The following is an 18,509-nucleotide window of genomic DNA, read 5'->3' on the forward strand; positions in this document are numbered from 1 at the left end:
GTTTACGATGAGAAATCGCTATTTATTATGCTTATTATTATCTGTGGCGATGATTTACTTTGCGTTGCCGAAAATCAATATGTGGGCAGATGGACTAGAAGGAATCTTTGCGATCGCATGGGTTGCATTCGCTCTCATTGTTGCGGCCGGAAATTTATCAGCTTTATTATTTGCTCCAAAAAAGAAACGCCCACTGCAGGGACCAGTAAAAATGAACAAACGCTTGCGAGCACGATAATAGCCAAAATTGAAGAATCTCACTTTTCTCGATATACTGATATTAGTTAGTTTTCAAGAAAAGGGTGAAACGCTTGGCTACGAAGCATGAACAAATTATTCGGCATATTGATCGTTTGCCGATCGGAGAAAAAATATCCGTTCGTCAAATTGCAAAAACACTTTGTGTAAGTGAAGGAACGGCGTATCGGGCCATTAAAGATGCTGAAAATCAAGGATATGTTAGTACAATTGCTCGGGTAGGGACGATCCGAATCGAGCGCAAGAAAAAAGAAAACATTGAGAAGCTGACTTTCGCAGAAATTGTTAATATCATTGATGGACAAGTGCTCGGCGGCAAGGATGGCTTGCATAAAACGCTCACCAAATTCGTTATCGGTGCGATGAAGCTTGATGCGATGATGAGGTATACAGGGGCTGGGAATTTATTAATTGTTGGAAACCGAACCCAAGCACATGAACAAGCTTTACGTGCAGGGGCAGCTGTGCTTATTACAGGTGGTTTTGATACAGATGAACATGTAAAGCTACTGGCAGATGAGCTTCAGCTACCGATTTTATCAACGAGCTATGATACGTTTACGGTCGCGACGATGATCAATCGGGCAATCTATGATCAACTGATAAAAAAAGAAATTATCCTTGTAGAAGATATTTTAACGTCTGCTAAAGAAGCAGCGAGCATGTCCGTAAACGATACGGTGGCAGATTGGTATAAAAAGAAAAAGGAAACGAACCACAGCCGCTTTCCAGTAGTTGACGAGAATCGAAAGGTTCAGGGAATCGTAACCGGTAAAGATGTGATTGGGCAAGATGATGAATTATTGATTGAGAAAGTGATGACGAAAAATCCACTTACAGCTGGGAAAAAGACAAGTGTCGCGTCTGTTGCTCATATGATGATTTGGGAAGGGATTGAGGTGATCCCTGTCGTTGATAGCCAGCAACGCTTCGAAGGGATCATAAGCAGGCAAGATGTATTAAAAGCTTTGCAAATGGTACAAAGGCAACCACAAGTAGGAGAAACGATCGATGATACGATATCGAATCAGCTCTCAGCTGCTGACAAGTCAGGGAAAACGTCATTCGATTTTGAAGTTACCCCACAAATGACGAATCAGCTTGGGACGATCTCTTATGGAGTGTTCACAACGATTGTGACCGAGGCGGCCAATCGAATGTTCCGTCAACAGAAAAAGGGCGAATTAGCGGTTGAAAGTATGACGATTTATTTTATTAAACCGGTGCAGATGGATAGTGTCATTGAAGTGCATCCATTGATCCTTGAGGCAGGACGAAAGTTTGGAAAAGTCGATGTGGAAGTATATAACGAAAACAAACTCGTTGGAAAGGCACTCATGATGTGCCGATTAATTGGATAGCGAAGTGCAAGTGTTTAACGCAAATACAGACTTTTAAAAGTAAAGATGTTGCGCGATGCAGGTCCAAAGGCATTGGGACAGATGGCTCGCATGTAGCGAGTCACAGAGGTTGCCGCAGGACGTGTCGACGCTAGTGGTTGCTCCATCTTCTGCTCTCAGCCTTTATATCTTCTTATCTAGTGGGGATGAAGAAGCCCCCACTAGAGTTGGAGGTTTATTTTATTGCTTCCTCTGCTTCTTTAATAGCGTACGGCACGTGATGGCGATAAATTCGATATCCATTCCAAGCGCTTAAGCAGCCTAAAAGGATGAAAATACCGCCAATGATGTATGTTGTAACAGTGGAAAACATAAAAAATTGATTGAGACCAAACAAGGCAACGAATAAACCGAGAGCGACACTCGATTTTCCGTTTAGCATTTTTCTTTCCATCGGCATTCTGCTACGGACATACTTCACTTTATAAAATACATAAAAAGAAAATGATATAACGATTAAAAAAACTAAAAATGGCATTTTTTAAAATCCTCCGTTTCTTATGTCCATTGTAACGGGAAAAAAAGCCGAATGCTAGCGCATATACATGGACAATTATTGAACAATGAGACAGACAGTTGAAAGAAGGCGAAAAAATGAAGCAGACAATCATTGAGGCGATTAAGCAATTTGATACGATTATCATTCATCGGCATGTGAGGCCAGATCCTGATGCTTACGGCTCCCAAGGAGGGCTGGCAGCAATCATTCAAGCGTCATTCCCTGAAAAGAATGTGTACGTAGTTGGAGAACGTGATCGAGGCTTAGACTATTTATTCGTTCCCGATACGATTGCTGATGATGTATATGAAGGAGCGCTCGTCATCGTCTGTGATACGGCTAATCAGGAACGTGTTTGTGATGAGCGGTATACGAAAGGCGAAAAGCTGATTAAAATTGATCATCATCCAAATGAGGATGCGTATGGCGACATTCTATGGGTTGATACGACATCTTCTTCAACTAGTGAAATGATTTATGAGTTTTATTTATTTGGGAAGGATCAAGGTTTGGTCATGAATGAAAAGGCAGCCAGACTTATTTTTGCCGGAATTGTTGGTGATACAGGAAGATTTCTGTTTCCGAGTACGACAGGGCGTACATTTGATTATGCAGGGGAATTGATCCGCTATTCATTTGACCGAACTGAATTATTTAACCATATGTATGAGCTAGAACCGCAGGTGGTTAAGCTTCAAGGATATGTGTTGGAGCATTTTACGATGAATGAAGATGGAGCGGCGACAATTGACATCCGCAAGGAAACACTTGATGCATTTGGGGTCAGTCCATCAGAGGCGTCATTGCTTGTCGGTTCGCTCGGCAATATTAAGGGCATCCAAGCATGGTGCTTTTTCATTGAAGAAGAAGACCAAATTCGTGTACGTTTACGATCAAAAGGGCCGATCATTAACACGATTGCAATGAAGTATCGCGGAGGAGGTCATCCGCTTGCTGCAGGTGCATCCGTCTACTCGTGGGAAGAGGCCGAGCAAGTCAAAGCGGAAATTGCCGCAGTTTGTCGTCCTGAATAAGAGTGGCCGGCAAATTAGCCGGCCAATTTGATTTCGACCTCGATGCTTAATGTCGTATAAAAATAGATTTCACTTACGACAATTTGATATTTCTTACTATTGACGTTCACGATTTTATTTTCAATTGTTTTTTTGACAATTTCTTTATTTTTGAAAACGGAGCTAATGTCTTTTGCGATCAATGATTTTAAGTCTTCTTTGATCGCTTCTTCGATTTCAATAATGCTTTGTTTATCTGTAATATTGTATTTTTCATAACGAACAAGCTTGACTTCAATTTGTTGGATTGTTAATAAGTCGGCATTCTCTTTATTACGTTCGTCGTACTCTTTTTTCCAAATATTAATGTCTTCTTGTAGTTCCTTGATGTCATTCGCCTGCTTATTAATAATAAAGCTGCTTTTTTCCTGGATGGAGCCAAACATATACAAAAAGATAAGCCAACTTATACAACCGCCAACAGCCGCCCCTGCTAAAAAACGTTGCCAGCCGGGTTTGTGATAAAGCGGGGGAATTCTCATGATATATGCTCCTGTGTTAACCATGAAATAATGAGTGCGGCAGTTTTTGCTCCGCCAATTGCTGATAAAATGAGCAATAATTGTTTGAAAAGATCTTTCGTCCCGCCATCCAAAAATCCTCGTTCGAAGCTGTACACGGTATCAAATGTCCCACCAATAGCGGCGATAATTGCCCAAATTCGTACACGGGTAGCAATTCTGGCGATTTCTGTCATTAATGGCTCACCAGTAATAAAAGCTGCAAGTCCGCCAATGAGGGAACCACCGAGCACGACTCCACATGCGATGAAATAACTATTGAAAAACGTTGGTAAAAAAGCTTCATTCATGACGACCAACTCCAATATATATAATCCTACTGTTTATATATATGGGACAACCGAGAAATGTATGAAAGGAGAGGACAAGTTTCATTAACTAGTTCATAATAGAGGTATACTGTGTTCAAACGCTACGTACAAAAATGTTGCACAATCGTATTTTTGAACAAACTCGTATAGAGAATGGTGAAAGGAGATGAGGGCATGGATTTTGCCCATTTGCAAATTTCTACGGCTTACAGTCTGCTCTCGAGTACAATTTCCATTCCAGCCTTAGTGGAACGAGCGAAACAAATGGATTATTCAGCACTCGCGATTACAGATCGGAACGGATTATATGGGGTGCTTCCTTTTTATAAAGCATGTATAGAAGCAAAGATAAAACCAATTATCGGCTTAACAGCAGATGTAGAAACAGATGAAACATCCATTCATCCAATCATCCTGCTAGCTAGAAACGACATTGCTTATAAAAACTTGCTGAAAATTTCAAGTGTCATTAAAACACAGCCGAACGAAGCGATTTCGTGGAAATGGCTTGCCGCTTATAGTGAAGGGTTAATTGCGATTACGCCAGGCTTGGAGGGCGAGATTGAGAAAAAACTTCTTGATGAGGGGGTGGAAGCTGCTTTACATGCCGCTGAAAAATATAAGCAACTTTTTCAAAGGGACTTTTATCTTGCTGTGCAAAATCATGGACATGCAAGTGAACAGATAATCGAGCAAGTAACTCACTTAGCAAAAGAAGCTGACATTCCAATCGTGGCAACGAATGATGTAAAGTATTTAGATCATAAAGATGCGTTTGCTTATCAGTGTTTAACGGCAATCCGTGACGGTGCAAAATTGGCAGAGATTGAGGAAATGGAACAGCATGAAAACTATAATTTTAAAAGCAAAGAGGAAATGGCTGATCTATTTGCAAATATGCCAGAAGCGCTGGAAAACACACTGAAAATTGTTGATGCTTGCAATGTGGCCATTAAAACAAATCAGGAGCTTCTTCCAGAGTATCCGCTTGCCGAGCACCAAACGACGGTAGGGATGCTGAGAGAGCTTTGTTTGGAAGGCTTGACCATCAGAGGAATTGAAGCAGACCATGTTTATATGGAAAGACTAGACTATGAGCTTTCAGTTATAAATGAGATGGGGTTTAATGATTATTTTCTCATTGTCTGGGATTTTATGAAATATGCGCGTGATCATGGTATTTTAACTGGACCTGGACGCGGATCTGCCGCCGGGTCACTTGTAGCGTATTTATTACATATTACCGATGTTGATCCAATTCGGTACGGTTTATTGTTTGAACGCTTTTTAAATCCCGAGCGGATTTCGATGCCAGACATTGATATCGATTTTCCAGATCATCGTCGTGATGAAGTGATTGATTATGTCGTTCGCAAATATGGAAAACAACATGTTGCCCAAATTATTACATTTGGAACGTTAGCAGCAAGGGCGGCACTTCGGGATACGGCAAGAGTGTTTGGACTTGGGACGAAGGAAATGGATCAGCTTTCAAAAATGATCCCATCCAGATTGGGGATTCATTTAAGACAGGCGTATCAGGAGTCTCCAAAGCTACAAAATTTCGTGTCAGCTTCAGAACAGAATCAGAAATTATTTGAAACGGCACTTACACTTGAAGGGCTGCCACGCCATACATCGACACATGCTGCTGGTGTTGTTATCGCGGGTGAGCCGCTCGTCAATCTCGTTCCATTGCAAATGGGTCATGATGAGGGCAGTTATTTAACACAATTTCCAATGGAAGATTTAGAGGAAATCGGTCTATTGAAAATGGACTTTTTAGGTTTGCGTAATTTATCGTTGCTTGAACGAATTGTGAAAAGCATTGAAATCAACACAGGGGAAAAAATCGATTTAAAAGCATTGCCGCTCTCTGATGAAGCAACATTTTCATTATTAAAAAGGGGAGATACGACTGGTATTTTTCAGCTAGAGTCAGAAGGAATGAGAAAGGTTTTACGAGAACTAAAGCCGACAGAGTTTGAAGATATTGTTGCCGTAAATGCTTTATATCGACCAGGACCGATGGAACAAATTCCAGACTATATTGCTCGGAAGCATGGACAAAAGTCAATCCATTATCCACATCCTGATTTAAAACCGGTTTTGGAAGGAACGTATGGCGTCATTGTCTATCAGGAGCAAATTATGCAAATCGCTTCCGTGATGGCAGGCTTTTCACTAGGTGAAGCCGATCTTTTACGGCGGGCGGTAAGTAAGAAAAAAAGGGATGTGCTTGACCGGGAAAAAACTCATTTTGTTTCTGGGGCATTGCAAAAAGGATATTCGGAAGAAATAGCGAATGAAATATATAATTTGATTCTTCGTTTTGCTAATTATGGCTTTAACCGTAGCCACGCTGTTGCATACAGTATGATTTCATGGCAGTTGGCCTATTTGAAGGCAACATATCCGCATGCTTTTACCGCTGCATTGCTAACGTCCGTAATTGGCAACGAAGATAAAATTGCTCAATATATTGCGGAAGCAAAGCAGACTGGCTTAAACATTCTGCCGCCTTCCATTAATCAAAGTCATTATCCTTTTATCGTTGAAAAAGCGGGAATTCGTTTTAGTCTTGCTGCAATTAAAGGCATTGGTGTCGCTGGATTAAAGGCAATTTTACAGATTAGGAAGGACAAGCCATTTCAAGATATCTTTGATTTTTGCCTACGTGTCCCATCAAAGGTAGCAAACCGCAAAGTGCTAGAAGCGCTCGTCTTTGCTGGTGCCTTCGATGAATTTGGTCAAGATCGAGCAGTCTTGTTAGCCACGTTAGATGTCGCACTTGATCATGCCGAATTAATGAAACCTGCACAGACGGGTGCTGATTTATTTGTCGAAGAGGAAATGTTCCAATTGAGGCCGAAGTATATTGAGGTAGAATCCCATAGTTTAGCTGAAAAGCTTGCTTTTGAAAAACAGGCGACAGGTGTTTATCTGTCGGCACACCCGGCTAGTTCTTATGAGAAGTATTTCCGTAAAATGCGTACGGTTCCGATCATGTCCTTAGAAGAAGGGCAGCGAAATGTTGCAATTGGGGTCTACATCTCACAAGTAAGAACCATTAGAACAAAGAAAGGTGAAGTAATGGCCTTTGTGACGGTGAGCGATGCAACAGCTGAAATCGACGCTGTTGTTTTTCCAAATGTCTACAAAAGGTTTCATCAGCTTTGTCAACAGGGAGAAATCGCACTCATAAACGGACATGTAGAAAGTAGAGACGGAAATCGCCAAATGATCGTCCAAAAATTAGTAAAACCGGTCGAAATAATTGATGCGCAAACTTTATTTGTAAAAGTACGAGCTCATTTACAGAACAAGGACACATTAAACCAGCTTCAAGATATTTTAAAGGAACATAAAGGTGATACTCCAGTCGTTTTGCATTATGAAGCGACAAAGCAAACGATTCAGCTTGGACAAAGGGATTGGATAGATGCGAATATAACCTGTCTAGATAAAATTGCCAATCTATTGGGGAATGAATGTGTCATCTTAAAATAATTTTTTCAAACTGTAAAAAATATGATATATTGTGTAAGAGATAAAATGGATCTTCAATCAGTGTGGGAATAATTCTGAACAAACTGGGCTTTTGCGGGTAGTCGACCTCCCGTTTTTATCAATGTAACATAACTTTAACTTGAATTAGCAGAACTCCAACACTTGTATAAGCGACGGGAGATTGCCATCTTCAAAGAGGTAGTGAAAACTTCCTGTATCTGACGCTTCGCTTTCGGTACAAAAAGATGTGCTAATTCAGGCTAAGCCTTTGGCGGATGTTACAGGTTTTAGAGGAGTTTGAAAAAATCTGGACGCTACGCAGAGGAGTAATTGATCGGGAGTCTTACTGACCGTTAATGCGAGATACAATTGCCATCATCGTGACTACATAGTTTTCTGAAATAGGCGGACAAATGTGGGAAATGAAGGGGAGGATCTCTTTGACATTGCGTGAAGAAGCTTTACATATGCATAAAATGCATAGAGGGAAGTTGGAATCTAAATCCAAAGTAGAAGTGAAAAATGCTACTGATTTAAGTCTTGCGTATTCACCTGGTGTAGCTGAACCATGCAAAGAAATCTATGAAAAGCCGGAAACGGTATATGATTATACAATGAAGGGCAATATGGTTGCTGTCGTCTCAAATGGGACGGCTGTTCTTGGGCTTGGCAATATCGGACCCGAGGCAGCTTTACCTGTAATGGAAGGAAAAGCTGTGCTCTTTAAAAGCTTTGCTGGCGTCGATGCTTTTCCGATTTGCCTCAATACGACGAATGTGGAAAAAATCATTGAAACAGTGAAATTTCTCGAGCCAACCTTTGGAGGCGTCAACTTAGAAGATATTGCAGCACCGAGTTGTTTTGTCATAGAAGAAAGATTGAAAAAAGAGGTTGGAATTCCCGTTTTTCACGATGATCAACATGGAACGGCGATCGTCACGGTTGCTGGGCTTGTGAATGCATTGAAGATCACAGGACGCAATATGAAGGAAATTAAAATTGTGGCAAACGGTGCAGGTGCAGCAGGAATTGCCATCATTAAATTATTATATAGTTATGGAGTTCGCGACATTATTATGTGCGATTCAAAAGGCGCGATTTATGAAGGGCGCACTGAAGGTATGAACGATGTGAAAGCAGCTGTTGCAAAATATACAAATCGTGATAAAAAATCGGGATCGCTTGCCGATGTGATTAAAGAAGCCGATGTATTTATTGGAGTGTCGGTTGCAGGCGCATTAACGAAGGAAATGGTCGAGTCAATGAATAAAGATCCGATTATTTTTGCTATGGCCAATCCTGAGCCCGAAATTATGCCGGAAGACGCAATCGCATCTGGTGCGAAGGTGATCGGTACAGGAAGATCCGATTTCCCGAACCAAGTGAATAATGTCCTTGCATTTCCAGGCATCTTTAGAGGTGCATTGGACGTTCGTGCGACACATATCAATGAAAAAATGAAACAAGCAGCCGTTGCGGCAATTGCGGAATTAATTACGGATGAAGAGTTAACATCAGACTATATCATTCCTGGGCCCTTTGATCCGCGGGTTGCACCACATGTAGCGGCGGCAGTTGCAAAAGCAGCGATGGAAACTGGCGTAGCAAGAATCAAGGTCGATCCTAACGAAGTACGGGAACGAACAATGCGGCTCGCCGTAATCGGAAAAGAAAAGTAGGACAACATATACGCATATGCTTCGCTTCAAGGCGATGCAGCTCGAGCGTGTATTACTCCCACATTTTTTGAACAAACTTTAAAAGCAAAGAGCATGACTAAGGGGGGAAAAACTTGCTTAGAGATTTATTTACAAAACCAAAGAAAAGAAAATATGCAGCGATACCATCTGAAGCGGCTAAGCAAGATGTTCCCGAAGGCATTATGACGAAATGCATGGGCTGCAAGAAAATTATGTATACAAAGGACTTTCTAAAAAACGAGAAAGTTTGTCTTCATTGCGGATATCACGATAAAATGACTGCGTTTGAACGCGTTGACAGTATATTTGATGAAGGCTCCTTTCAACCATTTGATGAAGGAATCGCTTCTGAAAATCCATTAGGATTTCCAGGATATTTAGAAAAACTAGAAAGTGATCGTAAAAAATCAAAGCTTGATGAGGCTGTATTAACAGGTGAAGGAACGATCAATGGCATTAACGTTGTTACAGCGATCATGGACTCACATTTCCGAATGGGAAGCATGGGGTCCGTCGTTGGTGAAAAAATCGCCAGAGCCATTGAAAAGGCAGCTGAAAAGCATGTACCATTTATTATTTTTACAGCATCTGGTGGAGCCCGAATGCAAGAAGGGGTTTTATCATTAATGCAAATGGCAAAGACGAGTGCGGGCTTAAAATTATTTAGTGATCAAGGCGGTTTAATTATTTCTGTCATGACACATCCAACAACAGGTGGAGTATCTGCAAGCTTTGCTTCCCTCGGAGATTTCAATTTTGCGGAGCCTGGTGCTTTAATCGGATTTGCGGGACGCCGTGTGATTGAACAGACGATTCGTGAAGACTTGCCTGATGATTTCCAAACTGCTGAGTTTTTATTAAATCATGGGCAGCTTGATGCGGTAATTCATCGACACGAGCTTAAGGACAAACTGGCAACTGTGCTAGAAATCCATCAGCAAGAAGGTGAACCAACATGGTAAATGGACTTGAATTTGAAAAGCCAGTCCTTGATCTACGCAATAAAATTGCCGAGCTTCGAGAGTTTACGAAAGATTCGGATGTTGATCTATCTGAGGAAATCGATCGATTAGAAGCTCGCCTTGAGAAATTAGAAAAAGATGTGTATGAAAACATGACACCGTGGGATCGTGTTCAGATGGCTCGTCATGCTAATCGACCGACGACACTTGATTATATTGAGCATTTGTTTACTGACTTTATCGAGCTACATGGTGATCGTCTTTTTGGGGACGATGAGGCAATTGTCGGTGGGATTGCTAAATATAAAGGTGTTCCGATTACTATTATCGGTCATCAGCGTGGAAGAGACACGAAAGAAAACATTCGCCGCAATTTCGGTATGCCACATCCAGAAGGGTATCGCAAAGCACTTCGACTCATGAAACAGGCGGAAAAATTTAATCGTCCAGTCATCTGTTTCATTGATACGAAAGGGGCTTACCCTGGGAAGGCAGCTGAGGAGCGCGGGCAAAGTGAAGCAATCGCTAGAAATTTATTTGAAATGGCTGGCTTGAAGGTGCCCATCGTTTGTATCGTAACGGGTGAAGGAGGAAGTGGTGGTGCATTGGCTCTTGGTGTCGGTGATCGGCTGTTTATGCTAGAAAACTCCACGTATTCCGTTATTACACCAGAAGGAGCAGCATCGATTTTATGGAAAGATGCGTCACTTGCAAAGCAGGCAGCAGAAGCGATGAGAATTACAGCACCAGATTTAAAGGAGCTAGGCATCATCGATGACATTATTCCAGAGATAAGAGGCGGTGCCCATAAAGATATCGAAGGGCAAGCGAAGCAAATTGACGAAGTGCTCTTATCAGCATTAAAGCAACTCGTAGGAACGGATCCAGACCAATTGATTCAAGAACGTTATGAAAAATATAAAAAGATGGGGAAGTTCACCGCTTCAGCTCATTATGAAAATATTCATATATAAAGATGTGTTCAAAAAGGAGGATCATAAAGTTCGAGGTGGCACCAGCTTTGAGCAGCAACTTGTTTATAATGTACCTTGCCAGTTATTTATGTAAGATACATTAAGATAAGGGCTGCTCTCTAGCATCGCAAAAAATGCGAAAAAGGCAAGCAACCGAAGAAGTTTGATCTGTTGTTATACTTCGACTTTTTGAACATCCTCTGCAAGGCATTGCCCACGGGGTAGTGCTTTATTTATGTTTAACTCGAATCGGCTCGAAATCCCGCTTCTAAAAGGGCAGGATGAATGCAAATTAGGGAAGTTCAAACTCCTGTACTTGATGCTTCGCTTTCGTCACAAATTTTGCGAATTCAAGTGTCACATATTTATTTAGAGCGAGCTCGAAAAAAATCTGGACGTAATTTTGTCAGGGTGTAATTGATTTGTGTAGAAACGAGTCGAAATTTGAGAATAAGTTGATTAAATGGTATTTTTATATTATGTAGATATCTGAGGCTGTAATGGCAGCATTAGGTTGAATAGTGTTTATTTAGTTCATAATTAGAGGTGAAATAATGAAAAAGATTGGTATTTTAACAAGTGGTGGCGATGCCCCGGGAATGAACGCGGCGATTCGTGCCGTTGTCAGAAAATCGATTTATCATGGATTAGAGGCATATGGTGTCTACCAAGGATTTAGTGGTTTAATTACAGGAAACATCGAAAAGCTTGAACTTGGCTCTGTAGGTGATATTATTCAACGTGGAGGAACGATTCTACGTTCGGCAAGATGTGAAGAATTTAAAACGGAGGAAGGTCAGCTTAAAGGCCTAGAGCAATTGAAGAAATTTGGTCTTGATGGACTAGTTGTCATTGGTGGTAATGGCTCTTATATGGGAGCGCAAAAATTAACAAACCTAGGATTTCCATGTATTGGAGTACCAGCAACGATCGATAATGACATTCCTGGAACAAGATATACGATTGGATTTGACACATCTTTAAATACAGTTCTTGATGCGATCGATAAAATTCGTGACACAGCAACATCTCATGAGCGAACATTTATTATTGAAGTAATGGGACGCGATGCGGGAGATATCGCACTTTGGGCAGGTCTTGCTGGCGGTGCTGAAACGATTTTGATCCCGGAAGCAAAAGATGATATGGCAGACATTGCTGATCGGTTAAGAAATGGTCAAAAGCGTGGGAAAAAGCATAGTATTATCGTTGTTGCTGAAGGTGTAATGAGTGGTCCACAGTTTGCGGAGGAATTACATAAATTGACAAACATTGAGACAAGAGTATCTGTCCTCGGTCATATTCAACGTGGTGGAGTTCCGACAGGGCGCGATCGCGTGCTTGCGAGCCGATTTGGCGCGAAGGCCGTAGAACTGTTAATGGAAGGAAAAGCGGGACGTGCTGTGGGTATTAAACAAGATATGATTGTTGATGAAGACATTTTAACGGTGTTAGACCAACCGCATTATTTCCATGAAGATATGTACTCATTATCGAAAGAATTATCGATTTAAATTGTGGCAAGAATTTTAGGAGGAATAAGGAATGAAGAAAACAAAAATAGTTTGTACGATAGGTCCTGCAAGTGAAAATCCAGAAACATTATTACAACTTATTAAGTCTGGAATGAATGTTGCTCGCTTAAACTTCTCTCATGGAGATCACGATGAGCATCGTTCTCGTATCGTCAACATTCGTGAAGCTGCTAAAAAAGCAGGAACAAATGTTGGAATTTTATTGGATACGAAAGGACCTGAAATTAGAACGCATGATATGGCAACAGGAGAAGTTGAATTAGTTGCAGGTTCTGAATTGATTGTTTCAATGGAAGAAGTAGCTGGGACAACGGAAAAGATTTCAGTTTCTTATTCTGGTTTGCTCAATGACGTTCATACTGGCTCGATCATTTTACTTGATGATGGTTTGATCGCTTTAGAAGTAACGGAAATTAAGAGAGAGAGCGATGAAATCGTAACGAAAGTATTGAATAGTGGAACATTGAAGAATAAGAAAGGTGTCAACTGTCCAGGAATTTCCGTTAACTTGCCAGGAATGACTGAAAAAGATGCGAAAGACATTTTGTTTGGAATTGAGCAAGGCGTTGATTTTATTGCTGCTTCATTCGTTAGAAGAGCATCAGACGTATTAGAAATCCGCCAATTGCTTGAAGAAAACAATGCATCACATATTAATATTATTCCTAAAATTGAAAACCAAGAAGGCGTCGATAATATCGATGAAATTTTGGAAGTGTCAGATGGTCTTATGGTCGCTCGTGGTGATCTTGGTGTAGAAATACCGACAGAAGATGTACCACTTGTACAAAAGCACCTCATCCAAAAATGTAATAGCGCTGGTAAGCCAGTTATTACAGCGACACAGATGCTTGATTCAATGCAGCGCAACCCTCGCCCAACTAGAGCCGAAGCAAGTGACGTGGCGAATGCCATTTTTGACGGTTCAGATGCAGTTATGTTATCCGGTGAAACGGCTGCTGGTTCATACCCGGTTGAGGCAGTGCAAACGATGAGTAACATTGCTTTAAAAGCAGAGCAAGCACTTGATAATAAAGAAATTTTATCAAACATTAGTAAAAGCAGCGATCATAATATGACAGATGCGATTTGCCAGTCTGTTGCACATACAGCAATCAATTTAGAAGTTGGTGCAATCGTCACACCGACAGAAACTGGCCATACAGCACGCATGATTTCAAAATATCGTCCAAAAGCTCCAATTGTTGCAGTTACATCTAATGAAAACGTTGTTCGCAGACTTGCACTAGTTTGGGGTGTGTATCCTCAAATTAGTCAAACGGTAGAAACAACGGACGAAATGTTAGAAAATGCAGTAACAGAAAGCTTAAATACAGGACTTGTTAAACATGGAGATTTGATCATTATTACTGCTGGTGTACCTGTTGGTGAGAAAGGTACAACCAACTTAATGAAAGTACATGTCGTTGGCGATGTCATTGCAAAAGGACAAGGAATCGGTCGCAAATCGGCTTTCGGCAAAGCAGTTATCGTCAAAGATGCAGCAGAAGCAAATGCAAAAATTGAACAAGGCTCTGTCATGGTAGCAATCGGAACAGATCGCGATATGGTGAAAATGTTAGAAAAATGCTCAGCGCTAATTACTGAAGAAGGCGGATTAACGAGTCATGCAGCAGTTGTCGGCATTGATCTCGGTATTCCTGTTATTGTTGGCGTAGAAAACGCAACAACCTTGTTTACAGATGGTCAAGAAATTACCGTTGATGCAACAAGAGGCATTGTTTATAACGGTCACGCAAGCGTATTGTAATATGAATATAAGAGGCTAGCCCATTAGCCTACTAGTTAAAGCAGGTGAAGAAAAACTCTTCACCTGCTTTTTATTTACGAGAATACATCGATAAGAGTGCTTTTGACAAAATGCACCATGCTTATTGAAAGGGATTTTTAGACAGCTCTTCTGCCTTTTTGATATAATAGAGTTGTTCAACTAGAAAAATGACGGGGATGTGATCCGTTTGAAATATGGATTAATATTACTATTCATCGTAGTACCTGCACTAGAGATCGGCATGTTTATTTTGGCTGGAAAAGCGATTGGGGTCTTTTCAACGGTGATGCTCATTATCGCCACAGGCATTCTCGGTGCTTATTTTGCTAAGCGTCAAGGAATGAGTGCACTAAGAAAAGTTCAAGAGCAGTTACGCTTAGGACAGCCGCCCGGCAACGCATTATTGGATGGTGTTTGTGGATTCGTTGGCGGAATTTTATTGTTAAGTCCAGGGTTTATTACAGATGCTATTGGATTGTTACTGCTCCTGCCGTTTATGCAAAAGTATATTCGCCCAATTCTCTTAAAAGTCATTAAAAATTGGTTCTCGGGTCATCGGCGTTTTTATATATACCGATAAAATGGAGAGCGGAAATTGCGATTGAAGTGACATCTTTTTTACTAATAAAAAAAATCGTCCTTTCTAAATGTTGTTCTAGAAGTGACGATTTTTTTATTGTCTACTATTTGCTGGTTGGTGCTCCATTTATATAATTCCAAATATCTTTGAAAACATGGGCTTTATGTAATGTTGTAAGGAGTACAAGAGTTACAGGGCCGATGATAAGACCAAGAAATCCAATTAACTTAAACCCAACAAATAAAGAAACGAGTGTTGCAAGTGGAGTCAGGCCAATATTTGACGAAAGAATTTTCGGTTCCATCACTTGACGCTGAACAACAACAACGGTATATAGAATGCCTAGCCCTAAAGCTAGTCCGTAATTACCCATCACAACTTCGTAAATGATCCAAGGCACAAACACGGCACCCGTTCCCAAATAAGGTAATATATCAACAATCCCTGTGATTAAAGCGATCGTGATCGCATAATTGACGCGCAAAATGAGCAAACCAATTAACACTATGACAAGCGTAATTGATACGAGAGTGAGCTGTGCTTTAATAAAGCCAGCGAATGCTTTTTTTAAATCGGCAAATACTTTGCTTCCACTGGACTTCACTTTTGACGGCAAAAACTGGCTAGATGTTGCCCTGAGCTTATCCCAATCCTTGCTAATAAAAAAGGTAGCAAGTAAAGAGAAGACAATCACTGTTGCGGCGTTAGGAATCCAAGAAACAAGCGCAGGTAGTTTTAAGAAAAAGTTTTGTAAAAATGTTGACGCACTTGCGGCGATTTTATTTCCAGTCGTTGTAATACTATTCATAATCGTATCTTGCTGCCCACTATCAAGACCTTTGAGCAACCCGACCATTTTATTATAAAATGGAATGACTTGACTGGCGAATAAATTTTCCAAATACGTAATCATAGTCCCAACATGCTCTGGAACGACGGTTGCTAAGTATGTTGTTCCAGCAACGATTTCGGCTATTAATAATGTAATGAAGCCAGCGAAAAGGGAAATCATTAGGATTAGCGTCGTGATGACCGCAAGCGTACGAGGGAATTTCCACTTTTTTTCTAGAAAGTGGACAACAGGATTCATTAACAAAGCGAAAATAATCGCCAGGATAAACGGATACGTCACTTTCCAAATGATAAATAATAGAAAAAGGGAAGCGACGACTGTTAGTATGACAATAAAAAAACGAATGATTTTATCGAATGTGTCCCGATTCATATATCTCCCACCTTATATGATCTTAATACATATAATACCATGTGAAAGATGGAACGGTTATAAAATTTGTAAAGGATGATCAAATTGTTTAATCAACCAATGTTATTTATGCTTTTATTACTTGGCATCGGCTTTGTCGCAAAAAACGAATCATTAATGGTAGCTGTTGGGGCATTACTTCTCCTAAAATTAATCGGAGTCGATGAAAAGGTATTTACGATGATACAGACAAAAGGAATTAACTGGGGAGTTACCGTCATTACAATCGCTGTCCTCGCGCCGATTGCAAGTGGTTATATCGGCTTTAAAGAATTAGGTTCTGCTGTAAAATCGCCATATGCATGGATTGCCTTAGGGGCCGGAATGGCAGTTGCAATGATTGCTAAATATGGGGTGGCTCTGCTTGCGGCAGATCCTCATATAACGACTGCCCTCGTCATTGGAACAATTTTAGCTGTGGCTGTATTTAAAGGTGTTGCTGTTGGTCCACTTATCGGCGCAGGTATTGCTTATATGGCAATGAAAATATTTGAGTTGGTAAAATCAGGGTCTGGTTTGGGAGGTTGAACGGTTGAAAACTAAAACATAATAAAACGTTTGTTTAATTACTTTTTTATTTATACTAAAATGGTGTGTGGAGTCCCTAACACACCATTAGATGATCTTGTACGATAGGAGATTTCATACCTCCTCTGATCGAACGAAGTGAGAACCTCGCGGAAGTCCCTTACCTGGTTTCAGGGCGAAAGGTAGCTTTTACCTTTTCATGAACGATTAATAGATTTTAGAAATCAGGTTAAAAGTCTAGTATTGTCTTTTTATAAGCGTTTCCATTCCCAAATGGCGAAGAGTTGGTTATAATGTTTAGGGAAGCAGTTTGCATGTGAGTAGAAAGAAGGATTTGATCAGGCAAATGATCGATTGCTAAAAACGTTATATTTACATAGCAGTCTATTTGTATTTGCAACATGCATTTTCATACGAAAAGAAAGTAAAAGGAGAGATTATGAATGACAGCAACACGCGGACTTGAAGGTATCGTAGCTACGACATCTTCGATCAGTTCGATCATCGACGACACCCTTACATATGTTGGATATGATATTGATGATTTAACTGAAAATGCAAGTTTTGAAGAAGTAATTTATTTACTTTGGCATTTAGAACTGCCGAATGAAGCTCAGCTTCAGGAACTTAAAAAGCAATTGGCGGAAAATATGGAGCTTCCACAAGAATTAATTGAAAGCTTTAAAACATACCGACTTGACAAAGTACATCCAATGGCAGCGCTTCGTACAGCTGTTTCGGCGCTTGGACTATATGACGATGAAGCAGATGTAATGGATAAAGAAGCTAATTACCGCAAGGCGATTCGTTTGCAGGCGAAAATGCCAGCAATCGTAGCGGCATTTTCGCGTGTGCGTAAAGGTCTTGAACCGATTGCCCCTCGCGAAGATATGGGGTTTGCTGAGAACTTTCTATACATGTTGACGGGAAAACAACCTGATCAAATCGAAATCGAAGCGATGGACAAGGCATTGGTCTTACACGCTGATCATGAACTAAATGCATCTACATTTACTGCGCGTGTTTGCGTAGCTACGCTTTCTGATGTTTACTCTGGAATTACAGCTGCGATTGGCGCTCTTAAAGGACCACTTCATGGTGGAGCAAACGAGCAAGTTATGAAAATGCTTTCTGAAATCGGTACAGTCGATCATGCGGAAAAATACGTTCTTGACAAGTTAAATAATAAAGAGAAAATTATGGGCTTTGGTCACCGTGTGTATCGTAAAGGCGACCCACGCGCGAAGCATTTAAGAGAAATGTCTAAAAGACTGACAGAAATTACAGGCGAGCCTGAATGGTATGAAATTTCTGCGAAGGTAGAAGAAGTATTTACTTCACAGAAGCCATTGCCGCCAAACGTTGATTTCTATTCAGCGTCTGTTTATCATAGCCTTGGCATTGACCATGATTTATTCACGCCGATATTTGCAGTGAGCCGGGTGTCAGGGTGGTTAGCACATATTTTAGAGCAGTATGAAAATAATCGTCTTATTCGTCCTCGCGCTGAGTATACAGGGCCAGGGATGCAAAAATATATCCCGATTTCAGAGCGCTGAAATCGAATAGGATTAGAAATTTGTCAATATTTCTGATAACATA

Annotated in this window: 16 protein-coding genes; 12 read left to right on the forward strand and 4 right to left on the reverse strand. The window is 40.7% G+C overall.

Annotation, left to right across the window (positions count from 1 at the left end; genetic code table 11):
• The first annotated feature begins 7 nt into the window (after positions 1–7).
• Together KHA95_RS12005 and KHA95_RS12010 are read left to right on the forward strand one after the other, a co-directional pair.
• Positions 8–238 carry a hypothetical protein gene (locus tag KHA95_RS12005; RefSeq protein WP_213137743.1) on the forward strand — a complete coding sequence of 77 codons (231 nt, stop codon included), beginning with the start codon at positions 8–10 and terminating at the stop codon, positions 236–238.
• Between the two features lie 73 nt (positions 239–311).
• Positions 312–1,619, forward strand: a complete 1,308-nt coding sequence (locus KHA95_RS12010) for a CBS domain-containing protein (protein ID WP_213137744.1) — start codon at positions 312–314, stop codon at positions 1,617–1,619.
• A gap of 214 nt (positions 1,620–1,833) precedes the next feature.
• On the opposite strand, the gene KHA95_RS12015 is transcribed toward KHA95_RS12010, so the two are convergent.
• Positions 1,834–2,136 carry a YtpI family protein gene (locus tag KHA95_RS12015; RefSeq protein WP_213137745.1) on the reverse strand — a complete coding sequence of 101 codons (303 nt, stop codon included), beginning with the start codon at positions 2,134–2,136 and terminating at the stop codon, positions 1,834–1,836.
• 116 nt (positions 2,137–2,252) lie between these two features.
• Here KHA95_RS12015 and KHA95_RS12020 point away from each other — a divergent pair, with 116 nt between their 5' ends.
• Positions 2,253–3,191: a DHH family phosphoesterase gene (locus KHA95_RS12020; RefSeq protein ID WP_213137746.1), complete on the forward strand. Its 939-nt coding sequence runs from the start codon at positions 2,253–2,255 to the stop codon at positions 3,189–3,191.
• A 14-nt stretch (positions 3,192–3,205) separates the two neighbouring features.
• On the opposite strand, the gene ytrI is transcribed toward KHA95_RS12020, so the two are convergent.
• Together ytrI and ytrH are read right to left on the reverse strand one after the other, a co-directional pair.
• On the reverse strand, positions 3,206–3,712 hold the full coding sequence (ytrI, locus tag KHA95_RS12025; RefSeq protein ID WP_213137747.1) for a sporulation membrane protein YtrI: 507 nt from the start codon (positions 3,710–3,712) through the stop codon (positions 3,206–3,208).
• Positions 3,709–4,041 (reverse strand): sporulation membrane protein YtrH, encoded by a 333-nt coding sequence (gene ytrH, locus KHA95_RS12030; RefSeq protein ID WP_213137748.1) that lies wholly within the window; start codon positions 4,039–4,041, stop codon positions 3,709–3,711. The genes ytrI and ytrH overlap by 4 nt, the downstream gene beginning before the upstream one ends.
• A gap of 195 nt (positions 4,042–4,236) precedes the next feature.
• Between ytrH and dnaE the strand changes: the two genes are divergently transcribed.
• The 7 genes from dnaE (at position 4,237) to KHA95_RS12065 (ending at position 15,115) form a co-directional block, all read left to right on the forward strand.
• Entirely contained in the window at positions 4,237–7,572 is a 3,336-nt protein-coding gene (gene dnaE / locus KHA95_RS12035; protein ID WP_213137749.1) for a DNA polymerase III subunit alpha, read from the forward strand.
• 440 nt (positions 7,573–8,012) lie between these two features.
• Entirely contained in the window at positions 8,013–9,251 is a 1,239-nt protein-coding gene (gene ystJ, locus KHA95_RS12040; protein WP_213137750.1) for an NADP-dependent malic enzyme, read from the forward strand.
• Positions 9,252–9,364: 113 nt separating this feature from the next.
• The gene (gene accD / locus KHA95_RS12045; RefSeq protein WP_213137751.1) at positions 9,365–10,234 is read left to right on the forward strand and encodes an acetyl-CoA carboxylase, carboxyltransferase subunit beta; all 870 of its coding nucleotides are present in this window, start codon (positions 9,365–9,367) and stop codon (positions 10,232–10,234) included.
• Positions 10,228–11,208 (forward strand): acetyl-CoA carboxylase carboxyl transferase subunit alpha, encoded by a 981-nt coding sequence (gene accA / locus KHA95_RS12050; protein WP_213137752.1) that lies wholly within the window; start codon positions 10,228–10,230, stop codon positions 11,206–11,208. The genes accD and accA overlap by 7 nt, the downstream gene beginning before the upstream one ends.
• Before the next feature lie 554 nt (positions 11,209–11,762).
• Positions 11,763–12,722, forward strand: coding sequence for a 6-phosphofructokinase (gene pfkA, locus KHA95_RS12055; protein WP_213137753.1), 960 nt, complete (start codon positions 11,763–11,765; stop codon positions 12,720–12,722).
• A 31-nt stretch (positions 12,723–12,753) separates the two neighbouring features.
• Entirely contained in the window at positions 12,754–14,514 is a 1,761-nt protein-coding gene (gene pyk / locus KHA95_RS12060) for a pyruvate kinase (RefSeq protein ID WP_213137754.1), read from the forward strand.
• 199 nt (positions 14,515–14,713) lie between these two features.
• A complete protein-coding gene (locus KHA95_RS12065) occupies positions 14,714–15,115 on the forward strand; it encodes an FxsA family protein (protein ID WP_349305473.1) in 402 nt (133 codons plus the stop codon).
• Between the two features lie 103 nt (positions 15,116–15,218).
• Here the strand turns inward: KHA95_RS12065 and ytvI are convergent, their stop codons facing one another.
• A complete protein-coding gene (gene ytvI / locus KHA95_RS12070) occupies positions 15,219–16,340 on the reverse strand; it encodes a sporulation integral membrane protein YtvI (protein ID WP_213137756.1) in 1,122 nt (373 codons plus the stop codon).
• Between the two features lie 84 nt (positions 16,341–16,424).
• Here ytvI and KHA95_RS12075 point away from each other — a divergent pair, with 84 nt between their 5' ends.
• Positions 16,425–16,907 carry a DUF441 domain-containing protein gene (locus KHA95_RS12075; RefSeq protein WP_213137757.1) on the forward strand — a complete coding sequence of 161 codons (483 nt, stop codon included), beginning with the start codon at positions 16,425–16,427 and terminating at the stop codon, positions 16,905–16,907.
• A gap of 443 nt (positions 16,908–17,350) precedes the next feature.
• Positions 17,351–18,466 (forward strand): citrate synthase, encoded by a 1,116-nt coding sequence (gene citZ / locus KHA95_RS12080; RefSeq protein ID WP_213137758.1) that lies wholly within the window; start codon positions 17,351–17,353, stop codon positions 18,464–18,466.
• The last annotated feature ends 43 nt before the right edge of the window (positions 18,467–18,509 follow it).

It is taken from the genome of Bacillus sp. FJAT-50079 (genome assembly GCF_018343515.1).
In the GTDB taxonomy this organism is placed as follows: Bacteria; Bacillota; Bacilli; order Bacillales; family Bacillaceae_C; genus Lederbergia.